The 16,002-nt window shown below is 69.4% G+C and carries 17 protein-coding genes; 11 read left to right on the forward strand and 6 right to left on the reverse strand.

Features of this window, described 5'->3' with window-relative positions; genetic code table 11:
- Positions 1-9: 9 nt before the first annotated feature.
- From ACIBTX_RS23975 to ACIBTX_RS24010, 8 genes are all read left to right on the forward strand, one after another.
- Complete coding sequence (locus tag ACIBTX_RS23975) at positions 10-549, forward strand: F0F1 ATP synthase subunit B (protein ID WP_112584053.1); 540 nt, start codon at positions 10-12, stop codon at positions 547-549.
- Positions 549-1,370, forward strand: coding sequence for a F0F1 ATP synthase subunit delta (locus ACIBTX_RS23980; RefSeq protein ID WP_357133977.1), 822 nt, complete (start codon positions 549-551; stop codon positions 1,368-1,370). Before ACIBTX_RS23975 ends, ACIBTX_RS23980 begins: the two co-directional genes overlap by 1 nt.
- Before the next feature lie 141 nt (positions 1,371-1,511).
- Entirely contained in the window at positions 1,512-3,164 is a 1,653-nt protein-coding gene (gene atpA, locus ACIBTX_RS23985) for a F0F1 ATP synthase subunit alpha (RefSeq protein ID WP_357133980.1), read from the forward strand.
- 4 nt (positions 3,165-3,168) lie between these two features.
- Entirely contained in the window at positions 3,169-4,098 is a 930-nt protein-coding gene (locus tag ACIBTX_RS23990; RefSeq protein ID WP_357133983.1) for a F0F1 ATP synthase subunit gamma, read from the forward strand.
- Positions 4,098-5,534 carry a F0F1 ATP synthase subunit beta gene (gene atpD, locus ACIBTX_RS23995; protein ID WP_357133986.1) on the forward strand — a complete coding sequence of 479 codons (1,437 nt, stop codon included), beginning with the start codon at positions 4,098-4,100 and terminating at the stop codon, positions 5,532-5,534. Before ACIBTX_RS23990 ends, atpD begins: the two co-directional genes overlap by 1 nt.
- A gap of 223 nt (positions 5,535-5,757) precedes the next feature.
- Positions 5,758-6,900: an LCP family protein gene (locus ACIBTX_RS24000; RefSeq protein ID WP_357133989.1), complete on the forward strand. Its 1,143-nt coding sequence runs from the start codon at positions 5,758-5,760 to the stop codon at positions 6,898-6,900.
- An 89-nt stretch (positions 6,901-6,989) separates the two neighbouring features.
- Positions 6,990-7,271 (forward strand): F0F1 ATP synthase subunit epsilon, encoded by a 282-nt coding sequence (locus tag ACIBTX_RS24005; RefSeq protein WP_355052864.1) that lies wholly within the window; start codon positions 6,990-6,992, stop codon positions 7,269-7,271.
- Positions 7,272-7,283: 12 nt separating this feature from the next.
- A complete protein-coding gene (locus tag ACIBTX_RS24010) occupies positions 7,284-7,739 on the forward strand; it encodes a DUF2550 domain-containing protein (RefSeq protein WP_357133993.1) in 456 nt (151 codons plus the stop codon).
- 89 nt (positions 7,740-7,828) lie between these two features.
- Here the strand turns inward: ACIBTX_RS24010 and ACIBTX_RS24015 are convergent, their stop codons facing one another.
- Both ACIBTX_RS24015 and ACIBTX_RS24020 read right to left on the reverse strand, forming a co-directional pair.
- Positions 7,829-8,173 (reverse strand): peptidase inhibitor family I36 protein, encoded by a 345-nt coding sequence (locus ACIBTX_RS24015; protein WP_357133996.1) that lies wholly within the window; start codon positions 8,171-8,173, stop codon positions 7,829-7,831.
- Positions 8,174-8,514: 341 nt separating this feature from the next.
- Positions 8,515-9,087, reverse strand: coding sequence for a cob(I)yrinic acid a,c-diamide adenosyltransferase (locus ACIBTX_RS24020; protein ID WP_357133999.1), 573 nt, complete (start codon positions 9,085-9,087; stop codon positions 8,515-8,517).
- Here ACIBTX_RS24020 and murA point away from each other — a divergent pair.
- Entirely contained in the window at positions 9,086-10,528 is a 1,443-nt protein-coding gene (gene murA, locus ACIBTX_RS24025; RefSeq protein WP_357134005.1) for a UDP-N-acetylglucosamine 1-carboxyvinyltransferase, read from the forward strand. The genes ACIBTX_RS24020 and murA overlap by 2 nt on opposite strands.
- Positions 10,529-10,552: 24 nt before the next feature.
- Here the strand turns inward: murA and ACIBTX_RS24030 are convergent, their stop codons facing one another.
- Entirely contained in the window at positions 10,553-11,101 is a 549-nt protein-coding gene (locus ACIBTX_RS24030) for an RNA polymerase sigma factor (protein ID WP_357174589.1), read from the reverse strand.
- A 44-nt stretch (positions 11,102-11,145) separates the two neighbouring features.
- Here ACIBTX_RS24030 and ACIBTX_RS24035 point away from each other — a divergent pair, with 44 nt between their 5' ends.
- Positions 11,146-12,591, forward strand: a complete 1,446-nt coding sequence (locus tag ACIBTX_RS24035) for a serine/threonine-protein kinase (protein WP_396833046.1) — start codon at positions 11,146-11,148, stop codon at positions 12,589-12,591.
- Here ACIBTX_RS24035 and ACIBTX_RS24040 read toward each other — a convergent pair.
- Complete coding sequence (locus ACIBTX_RS24040; protein WP_357174595.1) at positions 12,582-13,226, reverse strand: hypothetical protein; 645 nt, start codon at positions 13,224-13,226, stop codon at positions 12,582-12,584. The genes ACIBTX_RS24035 and ACIBTX_RS24040 overlap by 10 nt on opposite strands.
- Before the next feature lie 165 nt (positions 13,227-13,391).
- On the opposite strand from ACIBTX_RS24040, the gene ACIBTX_RS24045 reads away from it, so the two are divergent.
- Positions 13,392-14,240: a 3-hydroxyacyl-CoA dehydrogenase family protein gene (locus ACIBTX_RS24045; RefSeq protein ID WP_357134017.1), complete on the forward strand. Its 849-nt coding sequence runs from the start codon at positions 13,392-13,394 to the stop codon at positions 14,238-14,240.
- A gap of 44 nt (positions 14,241-14,284) precedes the next feature.
- Here ACIBTX_RS24045 and ACIBTX_RS24050 read toward each other — a convergent pair whose 3' ends face one another.
- Entirely contained in the window at positions 14,285-15,130 is an 846-nt protein-coding gene (locus ACIBTX_RS24050; RefSeq protein ID WP_357134019.1) for an ABC transporter permease, read from the reverse strand.
- Positions 15,127-15,978 (reverse strand): ABC transporter ATP-binding protein, encoded by an 852-nt coding sequence (locus ACIBTX_RS24055; RefSeq protein ID WP_357174599.1) that lies wholly within the window; start codon positions 15,976-15,978, stop codon positions 15,127-15,129. Before ACIBTX_RS24055 ends, ACIBTX_RS24050 begins: the two co-directional genes overlap by 4 nt.
- Between the last annotated feature and the right edge of the window lie 24 nt (positions 15,979-16,002).

The raw sequence follows: 16,002 nt of genomic DNA on the forward strand, positions 1-16,002 counted from the left end.
TCACCCATGTTGTTCCTCCTCGCCGCCGAGGGTGGTGAGTCAGACCACAACCCGATCATTCCGATCTGGCAGGAGATCGTGGTCGGCACGGTCGCCTTCGCCGTGCTCTGCTTCGTGCTGATGAAGTTCGTCTTCCCGCGTATGGAGCAGACGTTCCAGGCTCGGGTCGACGCGATCGAGGGCGGCATCAAGCGCGCCGAGGCCGCCCAGGCCGAGGCGAACCAGCTGCTTGAGCAGTACCGCGCCCAGCTCGCCGAGGCGCGGACCGACGCCGCCAAGATCCGTGACGACGCGCGGGCCGACGCCGAGGGCATCCGGCAGGACATCCTCGCCAAGGCGCGGGAAGAGTCCGACCGGGTCATCCAGGCCGGCAAGGACGCGCTCGCCGCCGAGCGGGCCACCATCGTGCGCGAGCTGCGCGCGGAGGTCGGCACCATCGCGGTGGACCTGGCCAGCAAGATCGTCGGCGAGTCGCTGGCCGACGAGGCGCGGCGCAAGGGCACCGTCGACCGGTTCCTGAGCGGCCTCGAGAGCACGGGGGCCCGCTGATGCAGGCCGCCAGCCGGGAGTCGTACAAGGTCGCGGCCGAGGGCCTCGACGCGTACGTCCGCGGCGCGGAGCCGTCGGCGGTGGCCTCCACCGCCGACGCCATCCTCTCCGTGGCGACCCTGCTGCGGCGTGAGCCGCGGCTGCGTCGGGCGCTGTCCGACCCGGCTCGTTCCGGCGCGGACCGCGGCGCGCTGCTCGGCGACATGCTGGGTGGGCGGATCGGCGCGGACGCGCTCGACCTGCTCGTCACGCTGGTCTCGGGCCGCTGGTCGGCACCGTCGGAGTTGCTCGACGGCACCGAGCGCCTCGGCGTGGAGGCGCTGCTGGCCAGCGCCGACTCCGCCGGTGAGCTGGGCGAGGTGGAGGACGAGCTGTTCCGCTTCGGTCAGGTCGTGTCCGGTCAGTCGGCGCTGAGCAACGCTCTCGCCGACCCGGTCGCCCCGGTCGAGCAGCGGGCCACCCTGGCTCGCGAGCTGCTCGCCGGCAAGGCCCGGCCGGTCACCGTCAGCCTCGTCGAGGCTGCGCTCGCCGGCTTCGGCGGGCGTTCCTTCACCGGAGCGCTCACCCGGCTGGTCGAGCTGGCCGCCGACCGGCGTGACCGGCAGGTGGCGTACGTGACCGTCGCGGCCCCGTTGAGTGACGAGGACGAGCGTCGACTGGGTGCGAGCCTCGCCGCGATATACGGTCGGGAGGTGTCCGTCAAGCAGACGGTCGACCCCGCCGTTCTCGGTGGCGTGAGCGTCCGGGTCGGTTCCGACCTGTACGACGGCACCATCCTGCGCCGCCTCAACGAGACACGCAACGCGCTCGCGAAGCGCTGAACGGCTCACCGCCAGCAATGCGGTGGTTCCGCCGCCTCACCGTTGGGGCGGCTCCGCCGCCGCAGCGCCTGGATTGACAGACGCCATTCGGACCGGTTGGTACTAGGTATCCCGGGCCCCTGAATTTTAAGGAAGCAGAGGATGGCCGAGCTGACCATCTCGACGGAGGAGATCCGCGGCGCCCTGGAGCGCTACGTCTCCTCCTACTCGTCCGACGTCTCCCGCGAGGAGGTCGGCACCGTCGCCGACACCGGCGACGGCATCGCCCACGTCGAGGGCCTGCCCTCGACCAAGACCAACGAGCTCCTGGAGTTCGAGGACGGCACGCTCGGCGTGGCGTTGAACCTCGACGTGCGGGAGATCGGCGTGGTCGTCCTCGGTGACTCCGCCAAGCTGGAGGAGGGGCAGCGGGTCAAGCGCACCGACCGCGTGCTCTCGGTTCCGGTCGGCGACGCGTTCCTCGGCCGCGTGGTCAACGCGCTCGGCCAGCCGATCGACGGCCTCGGCGACATCGCCGACGAGGGCTACCGCGAGCTGGAGCTGCAGGCTCCGAACGTGATGTCCCGGCAGTCGGTGTTCGAGCCGCTGCAGACCGGCATCAAGGCGATCGACGCGATGACCCCGATCGGTCGGGGCCAGCGGCAGCTGATCATCGGTGACCGCAAGACCGGCAAGACCACCGTCGCGCTGGACGCCATCCTCAACCAGCGCGACAACTGGCGCACCGGCGACCCGAAGAAGCAGGTCCGCTGCATCTACGTCGCCATCGGCCAGAAGGCCTCCACCATCGCCTCGATCAAGGGGCAGCTGGAGGAGGCGGGCGCGCTGGAATACACCACCATCGTCGCCTCGCCGGCGTCCGACCCGGCCGGCTTCAAGTACCTCGCCCCGTACACCGGCTCGTCCATCGGACAGCACTGGATGTACGGCGGCAAGCACGTTCTGATCGTCTTCGACGACCTGAGCAAGCAGGCCGAGGCGTACCGTGCCGTGTCGCTGCTGCTGCGTCGCCCGCCGGGCCGTGAGGCGTACCCGGGTGACGTCTTCTACCTGCACTCCCGCCTGCTGGAGCGCTGCGCGAAGCTCTCCGACGAGCTGGGCGGCGGCTCGATGACCGGTCTGCCGATCATCGAGACGAAGGCCAACGACATCTCGGCCTTCATCCCGACCAACGTCATCTCGATCACCGACGGCCAGATCTTCCTGGAGACCGACCTGTTCAACCAGGGCGTTCGTCCGGCGATCAACGTCGGCACCTCGGTCTCCCGGGTCGGCGGCGCCGCCCAGGTGAAGCCGATGCGCAAGGTCGCCGGCTCGCTGCGGCTCAACCTGGCCCAGTACCGCGAGCTGGAGGCGTTCGCCGCCTTCGCCTCCGACCTGGACAAGGCCTCGCAGAACCAGCTGAACCGGGGTTCGCGTCTGGTGGAGCTGCTCAAGCAGCCGAACTACTCGCCGTACCCGGTGCAGGAAGAGGTCGTCTCGGTCTGGTCCGGCGTCGAGGGCAAGCTCGACGACATCCCGGTCGGCGAGGTGCGGCGCTTCGAGGCGGAGTTCCTCCAGTACCTGCGGCACAAGCACGAGGGTGTCCTCGCGTCGATCGCCGACAACCAGTGGGGCGATGACATCATCAACTCCCTGGACACCGCGATCGGCGAGTTCAAGCAGGTCTTCCTCAACAAGGAGGACGAGCGCAAGGTCAACGACGCGCCGGCCGCTCCGCTCGAGGGTGACGAGAACCGCGAGACGGTGACCCGCTTCCGCGACGGCGCGACCGACCGCCCGGCCGAGAGCTGATCTGATGGCGGCCCAGGTACGCGTTCTTCGTCAACGAATCCGCTCGGCGAAGTCGATGAAGAAGATCACCAAGGCGATGGAGCTCGTGGCGACGAGCCGGATCGCCAAGGCCCAGGCGCGGGTGCAGGCGTCCCTGCCGTACGCCGAGGCCATCACCGGTGTGCTCACGGCGCTGGCGTCCAACGCGCGGATCGACCACCCGCTGCTCACCCCGCGCGAGCGGGTGCGGCGGGCGGGCGTCCTGTTGGTCACCAGCGACCGTGGCCTGGCCGGCGGTTACAGCTCCAACGCGATCAGGATGGCCGAGTCGCTGATCGCCCGCCTCAGGGCGGACGGCAAGGAGCCGGTGCTCTACGTCATCGGACGTAAGGGTGTCGGGTTCTACCGGTTCCGCGACCGGCCGATCGAGGCGAACTGGACCGGGTTCAGCGAGCAGCCGTCGTTCGAGGACGCCCGCGCCGTGGGTGAGACGCTGATCAAGGCGTTCACGGCCGGCGCGGACGACGTCGACGGTGGCGCTGGCGCGGACGGGGTGCGGGGCGTGGACGAGTTGCACATCGTCTACACCGAGTTCCACTCACTGATGACGCAGAACCCGGTTACCAAGGTCATCGGTCCGATGCAGGTCGAGGACCGGCCGCGCTCCGAGGGGCTGCTGCCGGCGTACGAGTTCGAGCCGGAGGCGGAGGCGCTGCTCGACGCGCTCCTGCCGAGGTACATCAACACGCGGATCTACGCGGCGTTGCTGGAGTCGGCGGCGAGTGAGTCGGCGGCACGGCGGCGGGCGATGAAGAGCGCCACCGACAACGCCGAAGAGATGATCGAGAAGTACACGCGTGAGATGAACTCGGCCCGTCAGGCCGGGATCACCCAGGAGATCAGCGAGATCGTCGGCGGCGCCAACGCGCTTGCCGCGTCGGGAAGTGAAGTGTGATGACTGCACCAGTAGAGACCAAGACGGCCACGGGTCGCGTGGTCCGGGTCATCGGCCCGGTCGTCGACGCCGAGTTCCCGCGCGACGGCATGCCGGCCCTGTTCAACGCCCTGAACGTCACCGTGAGCCTGTCCGGCGGTGAGAAGACGCTGACCCTGGAGGTCGCCCAGCACCTGGGTGACAACCTGGTCCGCGCGATCTCGATGCAGCCGACGGACGGTCTGGTTCGCGGCGCCGAGGTTCGTGACTCCGGTAAGCCGATCACCGTTCCGGTGGGCGACGCGGTCAAGGGCCACGTGTTCAACGCGATCGGCGAGGTGCTCAACCTCAAGGAGGGCGAGACCCTCAACCCGGACGACCACTGGGGTATCCACCGCAAGGCCCCGGCCTTCGCGGACCTGGAGCCGAAGACCGAGATGCTGGAGACCGGCATCAAGGTCATCGACCTGCTCGCCCCGTACGTCAAGGGCGGCAAGATCGGTCTGTTCGGCGGCGCGGGCGTGGGCAAGACGGTGCTCATCCAGGAGATGATCACCCGGGTTGCCCGTAACTTCGGTGGTACCTCGGTCTTCGCCGGCGTGGGTGAGCGCACCCGTGAGGGCAACGACCTGATCGCCGAGATGACCGAGTCCGGCGTCATCGACAAGACCGCGCTGGTCTACGGCCAGATGGACGAGCCGCCGGGCACGCGTCTGCGGGTCGCGCTCTCCGCGCTCACCATGGCGGAGTACTTCCGCGACGTGAAGAAGCAGGAGGTGCTGCTCTTCATCGACAACATCTTCCGCTTCACGCAGGCGGGTTCGGAGGTCTCCACCCTGCTCGGCCGGATGCCGAGTGCCGTGGGTTACCAGCCGACCCTGGCCGACGAGATGGGCGAGCTCCAGGAGCGGATCACCTCCGTCCGGGGCCAGGCCATCACCTCGATGCAGGCGATCTACGTGCCGGCGGACGACTACACCGACCCCGCCCCGGCCACCACGTTCGCCCACCTCGACGCGACCACCAACCTGGAGCGGTCGATCTCCGACAAGGGCATCTACCCGGCCGTGGACCCGCTGGCGTCCTCGTCCCGGATCCTCGCCCCGGAGTTCGTCGGCCAGGAGCACTTCCAGGTCGCCACCGAGGTGAAGCGGATCCTGCAGCGCTACAAGGACCTGCAGGACATCATCGCCATCCTCGGTATCGAGGAGCTCTCCGAGGAAGACAAGATCACCGTGGCCCGGGCCCGGCGGATCGAGCGCTTCCTCTCGCAGAACACCTACGCGGCGGAGCAGTTCACCGGCGTGCCGGGCTCGACGGTCCCGATCAAGGAGACCATCGAGGCGTTCCGCAAGATCAGCGAGGGTGAGTACGATCACTTCCCCGAGCAGGCGTTCTTCATGTGCGGCGGTCTCGAGGACCTGGAAGCCAAGGCTGAGGAGCTGATGAAGGCCTGACAGCCCTCGTCGTACCCGTACCGCAAAAGACTGCCCCGGCAATGTCGGGGCAGTCTTTTGTTCATCTTCACGTCTTACCATCGTCGCGGTCCGTTACTCGTGGTCGTCACTCACGTGGCAGCCGAGATACGGTCGGTCCGCGCGTTCGCCATCACGAGCGCGGACGAGTGCAACCTTTCGACGACGTGAGCCCGTCTCCTCTGCGTGGGCGTAGCGAACGGAGATGAGTGTGGGTAAGGCCGGCAAGAAGGGCCGCAAGTCGTCCATGTGGCGGGGCGTGCCGCGCTGGGCCAAGGTGTGCACCGTGTTCGGCCTGGTGCTGACCATGCTCAGCGGCGGTGTGCTGGTCGGCACCGAGGTGCTGATGGCCCGCTACGAGGGCGCCGTCGGCAAGGCCGACCTCTTCGGTGACCAGGCGGCGGGCGCCAAGGAGAAGAAGAGCGACATCAAGGGCCCGCTCAACCTCCTGCTGGTCGGCATCGACCCGCGTACGCCGACGGCGGCGCCGCTGGCCGACTCGATCATGGTGCTGCACGTCCCGGCGTCGATGGACCGGGCCTACCTCTTCTCGCTGCCGCGGGACCTCTACGTCGACATTCCGGCCTTCAAGAAGGCCAATTTCAACGGCGAGTCGACGAAGATCAACGCAGCCATGTCGTTCGGCAGTCAGGTGCCCGGCAAGAACCCCGACGCGGCGCGGGGGTTCGAGCTGCTGGCCACGACGGTGCAGAACGTGACCGGCATCAAGCGGTTCGACGCGGGTGCCATCATCAACTTCACCGGCTTCCAAAAGATCGTCGACGCGATGGGCGGCGTCGACATGTACGTCGAGCGGGACGTGAAGTCGGAGCACAAGCAGCCGGACGGCAAGCCCCGGCCGGGCAACCCGCACGGCTACGGCTACATCGGCCCGCAGGCGGTCTACAAGAAGGGCAACCACCACCTCAGCGGGTGGCAGGCTCTGGACTACGTCCGGCAGCGCTACGAGCGCAACGGTGTCCCGGACGCCGACTACGGCCGGCAGCGGCACCAGCAGCAGTTCGTCAAGGCGATGGTCGGGCAGGCGTTCAGCGCCGACGTGGTCGCCAACCCGATCAAGCTGGACAAGGTGCTGCGCGCCGCCGGCCAGTCACTGATCTTCAACGGTCGGGGCAACAGCGTTGTCGACTTCGGGCTCGCCCTCAAGAACATCCGCCCGAACACCATCCAGATGATCAAGCTTCCCGGTGGCGGGCTCTTCGAGGGCAAGACCTACAAGGGTGAGCAGTTCCAGGCAGGCGTCCCGGACTTCTTCACCGCCCTGCACAATGAACAACTGGACCCGTTCCTGCTCGAGCACCCGGAATTCCAGAACAAGACCAAGTAGCCGTGGCGCAGCTCTCGCCACCCGCGTTGGGGGCGGCGCGGCGGCACGACTAGACTTTCGGCAATCCGCCGCCGCAGCAAGGAGACAGCGTGGCAAAGCAGCTTCACGTCGAGCTCGTCGCCGTCGAGGAGAAGGTCTGGTCCGGTGAGGCCGAGATGGTCGTCGCCCGGACCACCGAGGGCGAGCTCGGTGTCCTGCCGGGTCACGCGCCGCTGCTCGGCCAGCTCGCCGAGCCCGGTCAGGTCCGCATCAAGCTGGCCGGCGGCGAGCAGGTCTCGTACGAGGTGGCCGGCGGCTTCCTCTCGGTGAGCGCCGAGGGCGTCACCGTGCTGGCCGAGAGCGCGACCCCGGTTTCCGCGCAGAGCCGCTGAGTCACACCGGGGATGGAGATCGTCGAAGGGATCGGGGTCGGCGTCGCCGTCATCCTCGTCGCGCTTCTCGTGCTCTTCGTCCGGCGGGCCCTCGTGACCCGCAGCGGTGGCATCATCCGGCTCAGCGTCCGGGTCACCACCGTGCTCGACGGGCGTGGCTGGTCGCCCGGCTTCGGCCGGTTCGCCGCTGACGAGCTGCGCTGGTATCGAATGTTCAGCTTCGCGATCCGCCCCAAGCGGGTTCTCTCCCGCAAGGATCTCGCGGTCGAGCGCCGACGGTTGCCCGAAGGGCAGGAACGGCTCTCCATGCCGGCCGACTGGGTGATCCTCCGCTGTACGAGTCACCACGCACCGGTGGAGATCGCCATGGCGCGATCGACCGTGACCGGTTTCCTCTCCTGGCTCGAGGCCGCCCCTCCGGGGGCGGTCTCGCCGCGTCTGGCCTCCCAGGACTGGCCGGCTGCCTGAGCCGTGCCGGCTGTCGGTGTCCCGCTCGAATGGATCCCGGAACGAAAATTGGGCCACGGCAAGCCGTGGCCCAATTTTTTGCTGCGTGACTAGCAGCTCGAGGTCCGCCAGCGGTGCGATCGCAGGTTCTCGTAGATGTCGTTCATGAACTGGTCGTTCTGTCCGAGGCATCCGTACGTGCCGGTGTAGTTCGCGCCGGAGTAGAAGTACACGGACCGGTAGCTCGTGCTCCGGCCCCGGTTCTCGGCCGAGCGGACCACCTGGTTGTCCGCCCAGGAACACACGACGGGCGCGTTGAACCAGTCATTGTCTGCGTTGCTCCAGCTACACATCGAGCCGGTGGCGTTGCTGCCGCTCCAGACGCAGAAGTCCCCGACCGGGCACGTGGCGGCTGCCTGTGCCGGCAGGGCCATTCCGAAGACGAGTAGCGACATCATTCCGAGCGTGGCGACGAGCCTGCGTGCGATCCTCACAAATCTCCCCGTTCATCGGCAGTTCGCGGCAGCCGATCGATGCCGCCCCCCAGACCCTATACATAGGACAGTTGGACGTCGATAAATATCGAGTGACGGCGAAGCGAACCGGGCGTGATTCCACGCCTGGCCGGTCGAGGTGGGAGTGAGAGAACCGCCCCGACGTCGGCAAGTCGGCCGGCGTGCGGTCGGCGTGCCGACGACGGTGGCGGGCCGGGTGGGAGGGGGCTGGTTGGGAATTCGCCGGGACCACGCGTGGTAGCCGCGAGATCGGGAACCCCACACCCGTACGACGCAGACGGTCAGCGGTTGCCGCCCGGCACCCATAGCACATCGCCCGCCGGATTTGCCGTTCTTGACAGGATAAAGAGCAGATCGGAGAGCCGGTTGAGATACTTTGCCGGGAGCGGGCTGGTCCGGTCCGGATCGTGGCTGACCAGCGCCCACGCTGCCCGCTCGGCGCGCCGGGCGATGGTCCGCGCCACGTGCAGCAGCGCCGCGCCGGCGGTGCCGCCGGGGAGGATGAAGGAGTCGAGCTTGCTCAGGCGCGCGTTGTACTCGTCGCACCAGCCCTCCAGGCGCTCGACGTACTCCTCGGTTACCCGCAGCGGCGGGTACTTCGGCTCCGGCTCGACGGGCGTGGACAGGTCGGCGCCGACATCGAACAGGTCGTTCTGTACCGACGCCAGGACGGCCCGCAGCTCCTCGTCGAGCTGGCCCAGGGCGAGTGCGACCCCGATCGCCGCGTTGCACTCGTCGACATCCGCGTACGCGGCGATCCGTGGATCGGTCTTCGGGACCTGCTCGTTGTTGCTCAGCCTGGTCATGCCGGCGTCGCCGGCCTTGGTGTAGATGCGCGTGAGGTGGACGGCCATGACGCACAGCCTACGGATACCGGAACTGACGATCCCCGCTCGGCCGGACACGACAGCCGGCTGGCCAGCGGTGGTGGGTCCGGGCGACGCCGGTGACACGGCGGTCAACGACGTCGACGTCATCCGGGTCTGCGGTGCGGCCCGGCTGGCGGGCACCGTGCACGTCGTCGGCGCCAAGAACTCGGCACTGAAGTTGATGGCCGCCGCGCTGCTCGCTCCCGGCCGCAGCGTGATCACCAACGTTCCGCGGATCACCGATATCGCGATCATGGGGGAGGTCCTGCGGCGGCTGGGCTGTGACGTCCGGTTCGACACGGACCACCCCGTCGATCCGATGGTGGCGCGGGGCGGCGTCGCCCGGTCCCGCTCGGTCACCATCGACGTACCCGAGCAGCCGGGCGCGGAGGCCGACTACGACCTGGTCCGGCGGCTGCGCGCGTCGATCTGCGTGCTCGGCCCCCTGCTGGCCCGTCGTGGCTACGTGCGGGTGGCCCACCCGGGCGGCGACGCGATCGGCTCACGTGGCCTGGACATGCACATCTCCGGGCTGACCCGGATGGGCGCGGAGATCTCCGGTGAGCACGGGTTCGTCATCGCCGAGGCCCCGCACGGGCTGCGCGGCGCCGACATCGTGCTGGACTTCCCGAGCGTGGGGGCGACCGAGAACCTGGTCATGGCAGCGGTGCTGGCCCAGGGCGCCACGACGATCGACAACGCGGCCCGGGAGCCGGAGATCGTCGACATCTGCACGATGCTCAACCAGATGGGCGCGCGGATCTCCGGCGCCGGCACGTCCACCCTGCGGATCACCGGCGTGCCCGGCCTGCAGCCGGTGCGGCACGCCACCGTGGGGGACCGGATCGTCGCCGGCACCTGGGCGTTCGGCGCCGCGATGACGCGTGGCGACGTGACGGTCACCGGCCTGGACCCGGCCTACCTGGAGGTCGCGCTGGACAAGGTCGTCGCGGCCGGCGGCCTGGTCGAGACGCGGGGCGACGGCTTCCGGGTACGCATGGACGACCGGCCCCGCGCGGTGGACGTGGTGACCCTGCCGTACCCCGGCTTCGCCACCGATCTGCTGCCGATGGCGATCGGGCTGGCCTCGGTCAGCGACGGCGCATCCCTGATCACGGAGAACATCTTCGACGGCCGGTTCATGTTCGCCAACGAGATGATGCGGCTCGGCGCGGACATCAAGACCGACGGGCACCACGCCGTGGTCCGCGGTCGCGAGCGGCTGTCCGGGGCGCCGGTACGCGCCACCGACATCCGCGCCGGCGCCGGGCTGATCATCGCCGGACTCTGCGCGGACGGACCCACCGAGGTCTCGCACGTGCACCACGTCGACCGGGGTTACCCGGACTTCGTGGCCGACCTGCGCGCGCTCGGCGTGGCGGTGGAGCGGGGCACCGCGCCCGAGGAGCCGTCGCTGGAGATCTGAGACCCCGCTGCGCCTCTCGCGGTCTCAGGTGGCCTGCAGCGAGGCGCGCACGTGCCGTCGGGCGTCGTGGATGCGTGACTTCAGGGTGCCGACCGGGATGGAGAGGTGGTCGGCGATCTGGTCGTAGGTCAACTGGCACAGGTCGCGCAGTACGAGCGGGGCGACCAGTTCGGGTCGGTGCGCCTCCAGCCGTTCCAGCGCGTCGAGCAGGTCGAGCCGGGAACCGGCGATCACGCTCGTGGTGCGGGGGTCAGCGGTGTCGAGCGGGAGCTGGGGCGTGGACTGCTCCTCGGCCCGACGCTTGAGGCTCCGATACGTCTGCCGGGCGCAGTTGGCGGTGACGATGTGCAGCCAGGTGGAGAACTTCGACCGGCCGGCGAAGCTGTCAATCTTGCGGGCGACCTGCAGAAGCGCATCCTGGCACGCCTCCTCGGCGTCCTGCCGGCAGGGCAGGAGGCGTAGACACTGCCGCATGACCTGCGGACCGATCCTGATCAGCAACGCGTCGAGGGCGGCGGCGTCCCCCTTGGCGGCACGATCAGCCAGCTCTTCGACATCAAGATCGTCTGGCATGATCAGGCCCCGTTCCTCAGCGTTTAGTCGGCCATAATACGGGCGTGTCAGTACCCGGCAAGATCGGCCGATACCGCGTTGTGGGGCGTATCGGATCCGGAGCTTTCGCCACCGTGTGGCTCGGCGCCGACGACGCTCTGGACGCCTCCGTCGCGATCAAGGTGTTGGCCGACAACTGGTCGTACCACTCCGATCTGCGGGAGCGGTTCGAGCAGGAGGCGCGGATCATGCGACGGACGGATTCGAGCCTGCTCGTGCGTGTGCTCGACGTCGGCGAGCTGCCGGACGGACGCCCGTACCTGGTGATGCCGTACGCGGCCGGTGGCACTCTCGCGGATCGACTCGCCTCGGGACCGATGCCGGTCCGGGAGGCGCTGCTCGTCGCGGCCGACATCACCCGCGCCGTCATGGTGCTGCACGAGGCCGGCGTGCTGCACCGGGATCTCAAGCCGTCCAATGTGTTGTTTCAGCCGGCGGCGGGCCGGGATCGGGTGCTCGTCGCCGATCTTGGCCTGGCCAAGGCGCTCGCCAACGCGTCCGGCTTCACGATCGCGGCCGGCACACCCGGCTACATGCCGCCCGAGCAGGCCACCGCCGGTGGCGGTCTGGACATCCGCGCGGACGTGTACGCGATCGGCGCGACGACCTACCACATGTTGACCGGCCAGCCGCCCGACCCGGCACGGTCCGCCGGCAGCCGATCGGGCCGGGCCGGGCGCGCTCTCCCCCGTCCGTCCCAGCTTCGGCCCGGAGTCCCCTCCGAAGTGGACGACCTGGTGCGGCGTGCGCTGCATCCCGACCCGCGGCAACGCTGGGCGTCCGCCGCGGTGATGCTCGGGGAACTCCAGCGGGTCATCGCGTCGACGGAGCGGGAGGCGGGCCGTGGTCGCCTCGTGCGGCAGTTGGGGAGGGTCGTCGGCGTCGCGGTCGCCCTGAGCGCCCTGCTGGCGACGACCGGTTCCAGCTCCACACTGTCGGAACGGCCAGGGTGGGTTCGGGTACGCGATGCCTCCGGCGCTCTCTCGGTCGCGGTGCCGGCGAGCTGGGCCGGCCAGCTGAAGGACGCCGGCTGGGATCCTTCGGTGCTGCGCCTCGCGGCCGGCCAGGCGCCGGGTCTCGTGGTCGCCCCGGATCTCGCCGCCTGGTCGGACCCGGCGAGTGGGATGCCCGGTGTGTTCGTCGGGGTGAGCCGGGCACTGCTCGGCGGCGACCCGGCGCCGGCGTTACCCAGCCACGCCTCCTGTGTCCAGCAGCCCGACCGGACCGTGGATGTGGGCGGGGACCGGGCGCTGGTACGGCGGTGGACCTCGTGCGGCGCCTCGGTGTCGTTCAGCGAAATCGTGATCCCGGTGCCGCAGCGCCGCTATGGCGTCTACCTGCAGATCAAGCAGGTCGACGACGCGGACCTGACCGACGAGATCCTGGCCGGCCTGCGGTTGTCCAGCGCGCTGGCGCCACAGGCCGGCCGTTTCGAGTCGGTCTACTCGTAGCAGTCCTGGTTCGCGTACTGGAGGGTCAACTGGACGACCTTGCCCTTGACCGTCTCGATGCGGTAGACGGCCTTGCTGTTGCCGGGGGTCTTCGCGAAGCCACGACCGTTCGTCGCGTCTCCGTCGGCCGCCGTCCAGGCCGGGTAGATCCGCAGCATCTCGGCGCTCGACATGCCGATGCGTGCTCCCTCGGGCGTCTTGATCCCCTCGTACGCGTCGATGGTCGCGATACCCAGCGTCGACGAGAGAAGGACGGCCCCCTCCTCGCTGCGGGCGGCGCGCAGGTACGACGGCGTGCAGCCGCCCGTGTTGCTGGCGAACGCCCGCAGCAGTCCCGTCCCGGTGGCCTGCTGGCGGGTCATGCCGAGCTTGAGTGAACCGATGCCGTTCGGACCCAGGACGAGCGACGTGGGGCGGGTCGCGGTGCTGGACGGCCGGGCGGACGGCGTCGAGGAGGGAGAGGTCGAGGAGGGAGAGATAGGCGGCGGGATGGGGCTGCCGGTGGTGACCGCGCTGGTCGTCGGTTCGGGCGAGCCGGCCGGCGCGGCGTTGCCGTCCTGGTGTGCGGGCGACGAGCACGCCGCGACGAGCAGGAGGCAGGTGAGGGTTCCGACCATGGACGTTGCGCGCATCATGAGCTCCAGGCTGTTGCCACTTGTTGGTTGTCGTAGGGTTCGATGCACCCACTCGGGAGTTTGTTCGCTCCGGCGAGTCGCGAATTCGTCACCTGCCCTTAGTCATCGTTCAGGCTCGCCGACTAGGGTGCAGGCAGGCACTCAATCGCAGTGAGGGAGAAGCAGATGGCGGGTCGACTCGCGGTCGTCGGGGCCGGGCTGATGGGCTCCGGCATCGCCCAGGTGGCGGCGCAGGCGGGCTGGCAGGTGACGCTGCGCGACCTGGACGACGCGGCCACCACCCGGGGGCTCGGCGGCATCCGGAAGTCGCTGGAGAAGTTCGCCGAGAAGGGCAAGATCGAGGCGTCCGACGTCGAGGCGACCCTCGCGCGGATCACCCCGACCACCGACCTGGAGGCGGCGGCGGACGCGGACATCGTGGTCGAGGCGGTCTTCGAGCGGCTGGAGATCAAGCACGAGGTGTTCCGGGCGCTGGACAAGATCTGCAAGTCCGACGCGGTGCTCGCCACCAACACGTCGGCCATTCCGGTCACCCAGATCGCGGCGGTCACCGAGCGGCCGGAGGCCGTCGTCGGCACCCACTTCTTCTCCCCGGTGCCGATGATGCAGCTCTGCGAGCTGGTGCGCGGCTACAAGACCAGCGACGCCACGCTCGACACGGCGCGAGCCTTCGCCGAGGAGATCGGCAAGACCGTCGTCGTGGTCAACCGCGACATCGCCGGCTTCGTCACCACGCGGCTGATCTCCGCCCTGGTCATGGAGGCGGTCAAGCTGGTCGAGTCGGGCGTGGTGTCCGCCGAGGACCTGGACACCGCCTGCCGGCTCGGCTTCGGGCACGCCATGGGTCCGCTGGCCACCACCGACCTGACCGGCGTGGACGTGCTGCTGCACGCCTCGAAGAACATCTACACCGACACGGCCGACGAGAAGTTCTTCCCGCCGGAGCTGCTCCAGCGCATGGTCACCGCCGGTGACCTGGGCCGCAAGACCGGCAAGGGCTTCTACACGTACTGAGCGGGTGACGACCGGGGCGGGGCTGCCCGCCCCGGTCGGCCCGCTCAGCCGTCGCGCTTGGTGGTCCAGCGGAAGGTGGTCAGGCAGAGCACGAGCCCGATCACACACCACAGGGCCAGGACCAGCGCGACCCGCCCCAGCTCGAACGAGCCGCCCGGCTCCTGCGCCCCGAAGCTCTCCGGCAGGAACACCGACCGCAGGCCCTGGCACATCCACTTGAGCGGGAAGAACGCGGCGACCTGCTGCATCCAGGTGGGCAGGTCGGTGAAGACGAAGAACACCCCGGAGATGAACTGGAGCACCAGCGCGACCGGAGTCACCACCGCCGAACCGCTGCGGGCGGTGCGGGCCAGCGACGAGATGGCGATGCCGCACAGGGTGCAGGCGGTCACCCCGAGCACGGAGACCCAGCCGAAGGTGAACCACTTCCCGGCGGTGCCGGGCAGGTTCAGGTCGAACAGCGCCACCGCGACGGCCAGCAGCAGCGCGGTCTCGGCGATCCCGATCGCCACCACCATGATCACCTTGCCGGCGAACCAGACCCACTTCGGCATCGGCGTGCCCCGGTAGCGCTTGAGCACCCCCCGGTCCCGCTCGATCGGGATCCAGATGCCCAGGTTCTGGAAGCTCACCGTCATCAGGCCGGTGGCGATCATGCCGGTGATGAAGTACTGGGTGAACCGGACCCCGCCGCCGATCGTCCCGTGGAAGATCGACGCGAAGATCAGGATCATGATGATGGGGAAGCCCATCGTGAAGACCACGGACTCCCGGCTGCGCAGGAACTGGGTGATCTCCAGTCGGCCCTGGCGCAGGGCCAGCGTGCCGACGCCCGGCCGTCGGCCCGGGGTCGCGGCGACCGGCGTCGCCGGCTTCGTCGTGGTCGTCATCGCGAATGTCCGATCATCGTGAGGTAGACGTCCTCCAGGGTCGGCCGGGTCACCGTGAGCCCGGGGACCTCGCCGCCGTAGCGCGCGGCCAGGTCAGCCACGAGGGCCGTCGGCGTCGCGCTCTGCGCTCTCTCCCACGTCCCTTCCGGGGTACGCCAGGAGACCGTCGCGAGCGCATCCTGGCGGTTGCCCAGCCGGTTGGGCGCGGCCACCTCGACCAGCCGGCCGCCGGCAATCACGCCGACCCGGTCGGCGAGCGCCTCCGCCTCGTCCAGGTAGTGGGTGGTGAGCACGATCGTGGTGCCGGCTGCGGCGAGGTCGCGGATCAGCTCCCAGAACTCGCGGCGGGCCTCCGGGTCGAAGCCGGTGGTCGGCTCGTCGAGGAAGAGCAGCTCGGGGCGGCCGATGATGCCCAGCGCCACGTCGAGCCGGCGCTTCTGCCCGCCGGAGAGGGTGTGCGTACGAGCCTTCGCCTTCGCCGCCAGCCCGACCCGTTCGATCACCTTGGCGGGGTCGTCCGCGTCCGGATAGAACCCGGAGAAGTGCCGGACCACCTCGGCCACGGTCAGCTCGTCGAACTCGCCGGTGCCCTGGAGCACGATGCCGACCCGGGAGCGCCATCCGGCGTCCGGTCGGGCCGGGTCCGCGCCGAGCACGGACACCTCACCGGCGTCCCGGTGCCGGTAGCCCTCCAGGATCTCCACGGTCGTGGTCTTGCCCGCGCCGTTCGGGCCGAGCAACGCGAACACCTCGCCCCGGTGGACGTCGAGGTCCACGCCCGCCACCGCCACGTTGTCGCCGTACGCCTTGCGCAGCCCTCGGACGGAGATGGCCAGCTCGTCATCCATGCGTCCAGTGTGCGTCCTGGTGGC

Origin of the sequence: Micromonospora sp. NPDC049359 (assembly GCF_044466585.1) — a bacterium.
In the GTDB taxonomy this organism is placed as follows: domain Bacteria; phylum Actinomycetota; class Actinomycetes; order Mycobacteriales; family Micromonosporaceae; genus Micromonospora.

Excerpts from the sequence above, each read along its gene's own strand:
- murA (WP_357134005.1), top strand. The coding sequence starts at position 9,086 with ATGACGCACAGCCTACGGATACCGGAACTGACGATCCCCGCTCGGCCG.
- ACIBTX_RS24030 (WP_357174589.1), bottom strand. The coding sequence starts at position 11,101 with ATGCCAGACGATCTTGATGTCGAAGAGCTGGCTGATCGTGCCGCCAAG.
- atpA (WP_357133980.1), top strand. The coding sequence starts at position 1,512 with ATGGCCGAGCTGACCATCTCGACGGAGGAGATCCGCGGCGCCCTGGAG.
- ACIBTX_RS24040 (WP_357174595.1), bottom strand. The coding sequence starts at position 13,226 with ATGATGCGCGCAACGTCCATGGTCGGAACCCTCACCTGCCTCCTGCTC.
- ACIBTX_RS24055 (WP_357174599.1), bottom strand. The coding sequence starts at position 15,978 with ATGGATGACGAGCTGGCCATCTCCGTCCGAGGGCTGCGCAAGGCGTAC.
- ACIBTX_RS24020 (WP_357133999.1), bottom strand. The coding sequence starts at position 9,087 with ATGGCCGTCCACCTCACGCGCATCTACACCAAGGCCGGCGACGCCGGC.
- ACIBTX_RS24015 (WP_357133996.1), bottom strand. The coding sequence starts at position 8,173 with ATGTCGCTACTCGTCTTCGGAATGGCCCTGCCGGCACAGGCAGCCGCC.
- ACIBTX_RS24050 (WP_357134019.1), bottom strand. The coding sequence starts at position 15,130 with ATGACGACCACGACGAAGCCGGCGACGCCGGTCGCCGCGACCCCGGGC.
- ACIBTX_RS23980 (WP_357133977.1), top strand. The coding sequence starts at position 549 with ATGCAGGCCGCCAGCCGGGAGTCGTACAAGGTCGCGGCCGAGGGCCTC.
- ACIBTX_RS24010 (WP_357133993.1), top strand. The coding sequence starts at position 7,284 with ATGGAGATCGTCGAAGGGATCGGGGTCGGCGTCGCCGTCATCCTCGTC.
- ACIBTX_RS23990 (WP_357133983.1), top strand. The coding sequence starts at position 3,169 with ATGGCGGCCCAGGTACGCGTTCTTCGTCAACGAATCCGCTCGGCGAAG.
- atpD (WP_357133986.1), top strand. The coding sequence starts at position 4,098 with ATGACTGCACCAGTAGAGACCAAGACGGCCACGGGTCGCGTGGTCCGG.
- ACIBTX_RS24000 (WP_357133989.1), top strand. The coding sequence starts at position 5,758 with ATGAGTGTGGGTAAGGCCGGCAAGAAGGGCCGCAAGTCGTCCATGTGG.
- ACIBTX_RS24045 (WP_357134017.1), top strand. The coding sequence starts at position 13,392 with ATGGCGGGTCGACTCGCGGTCGTCGGGGCCGGGCTGATGGGCTCCGGC.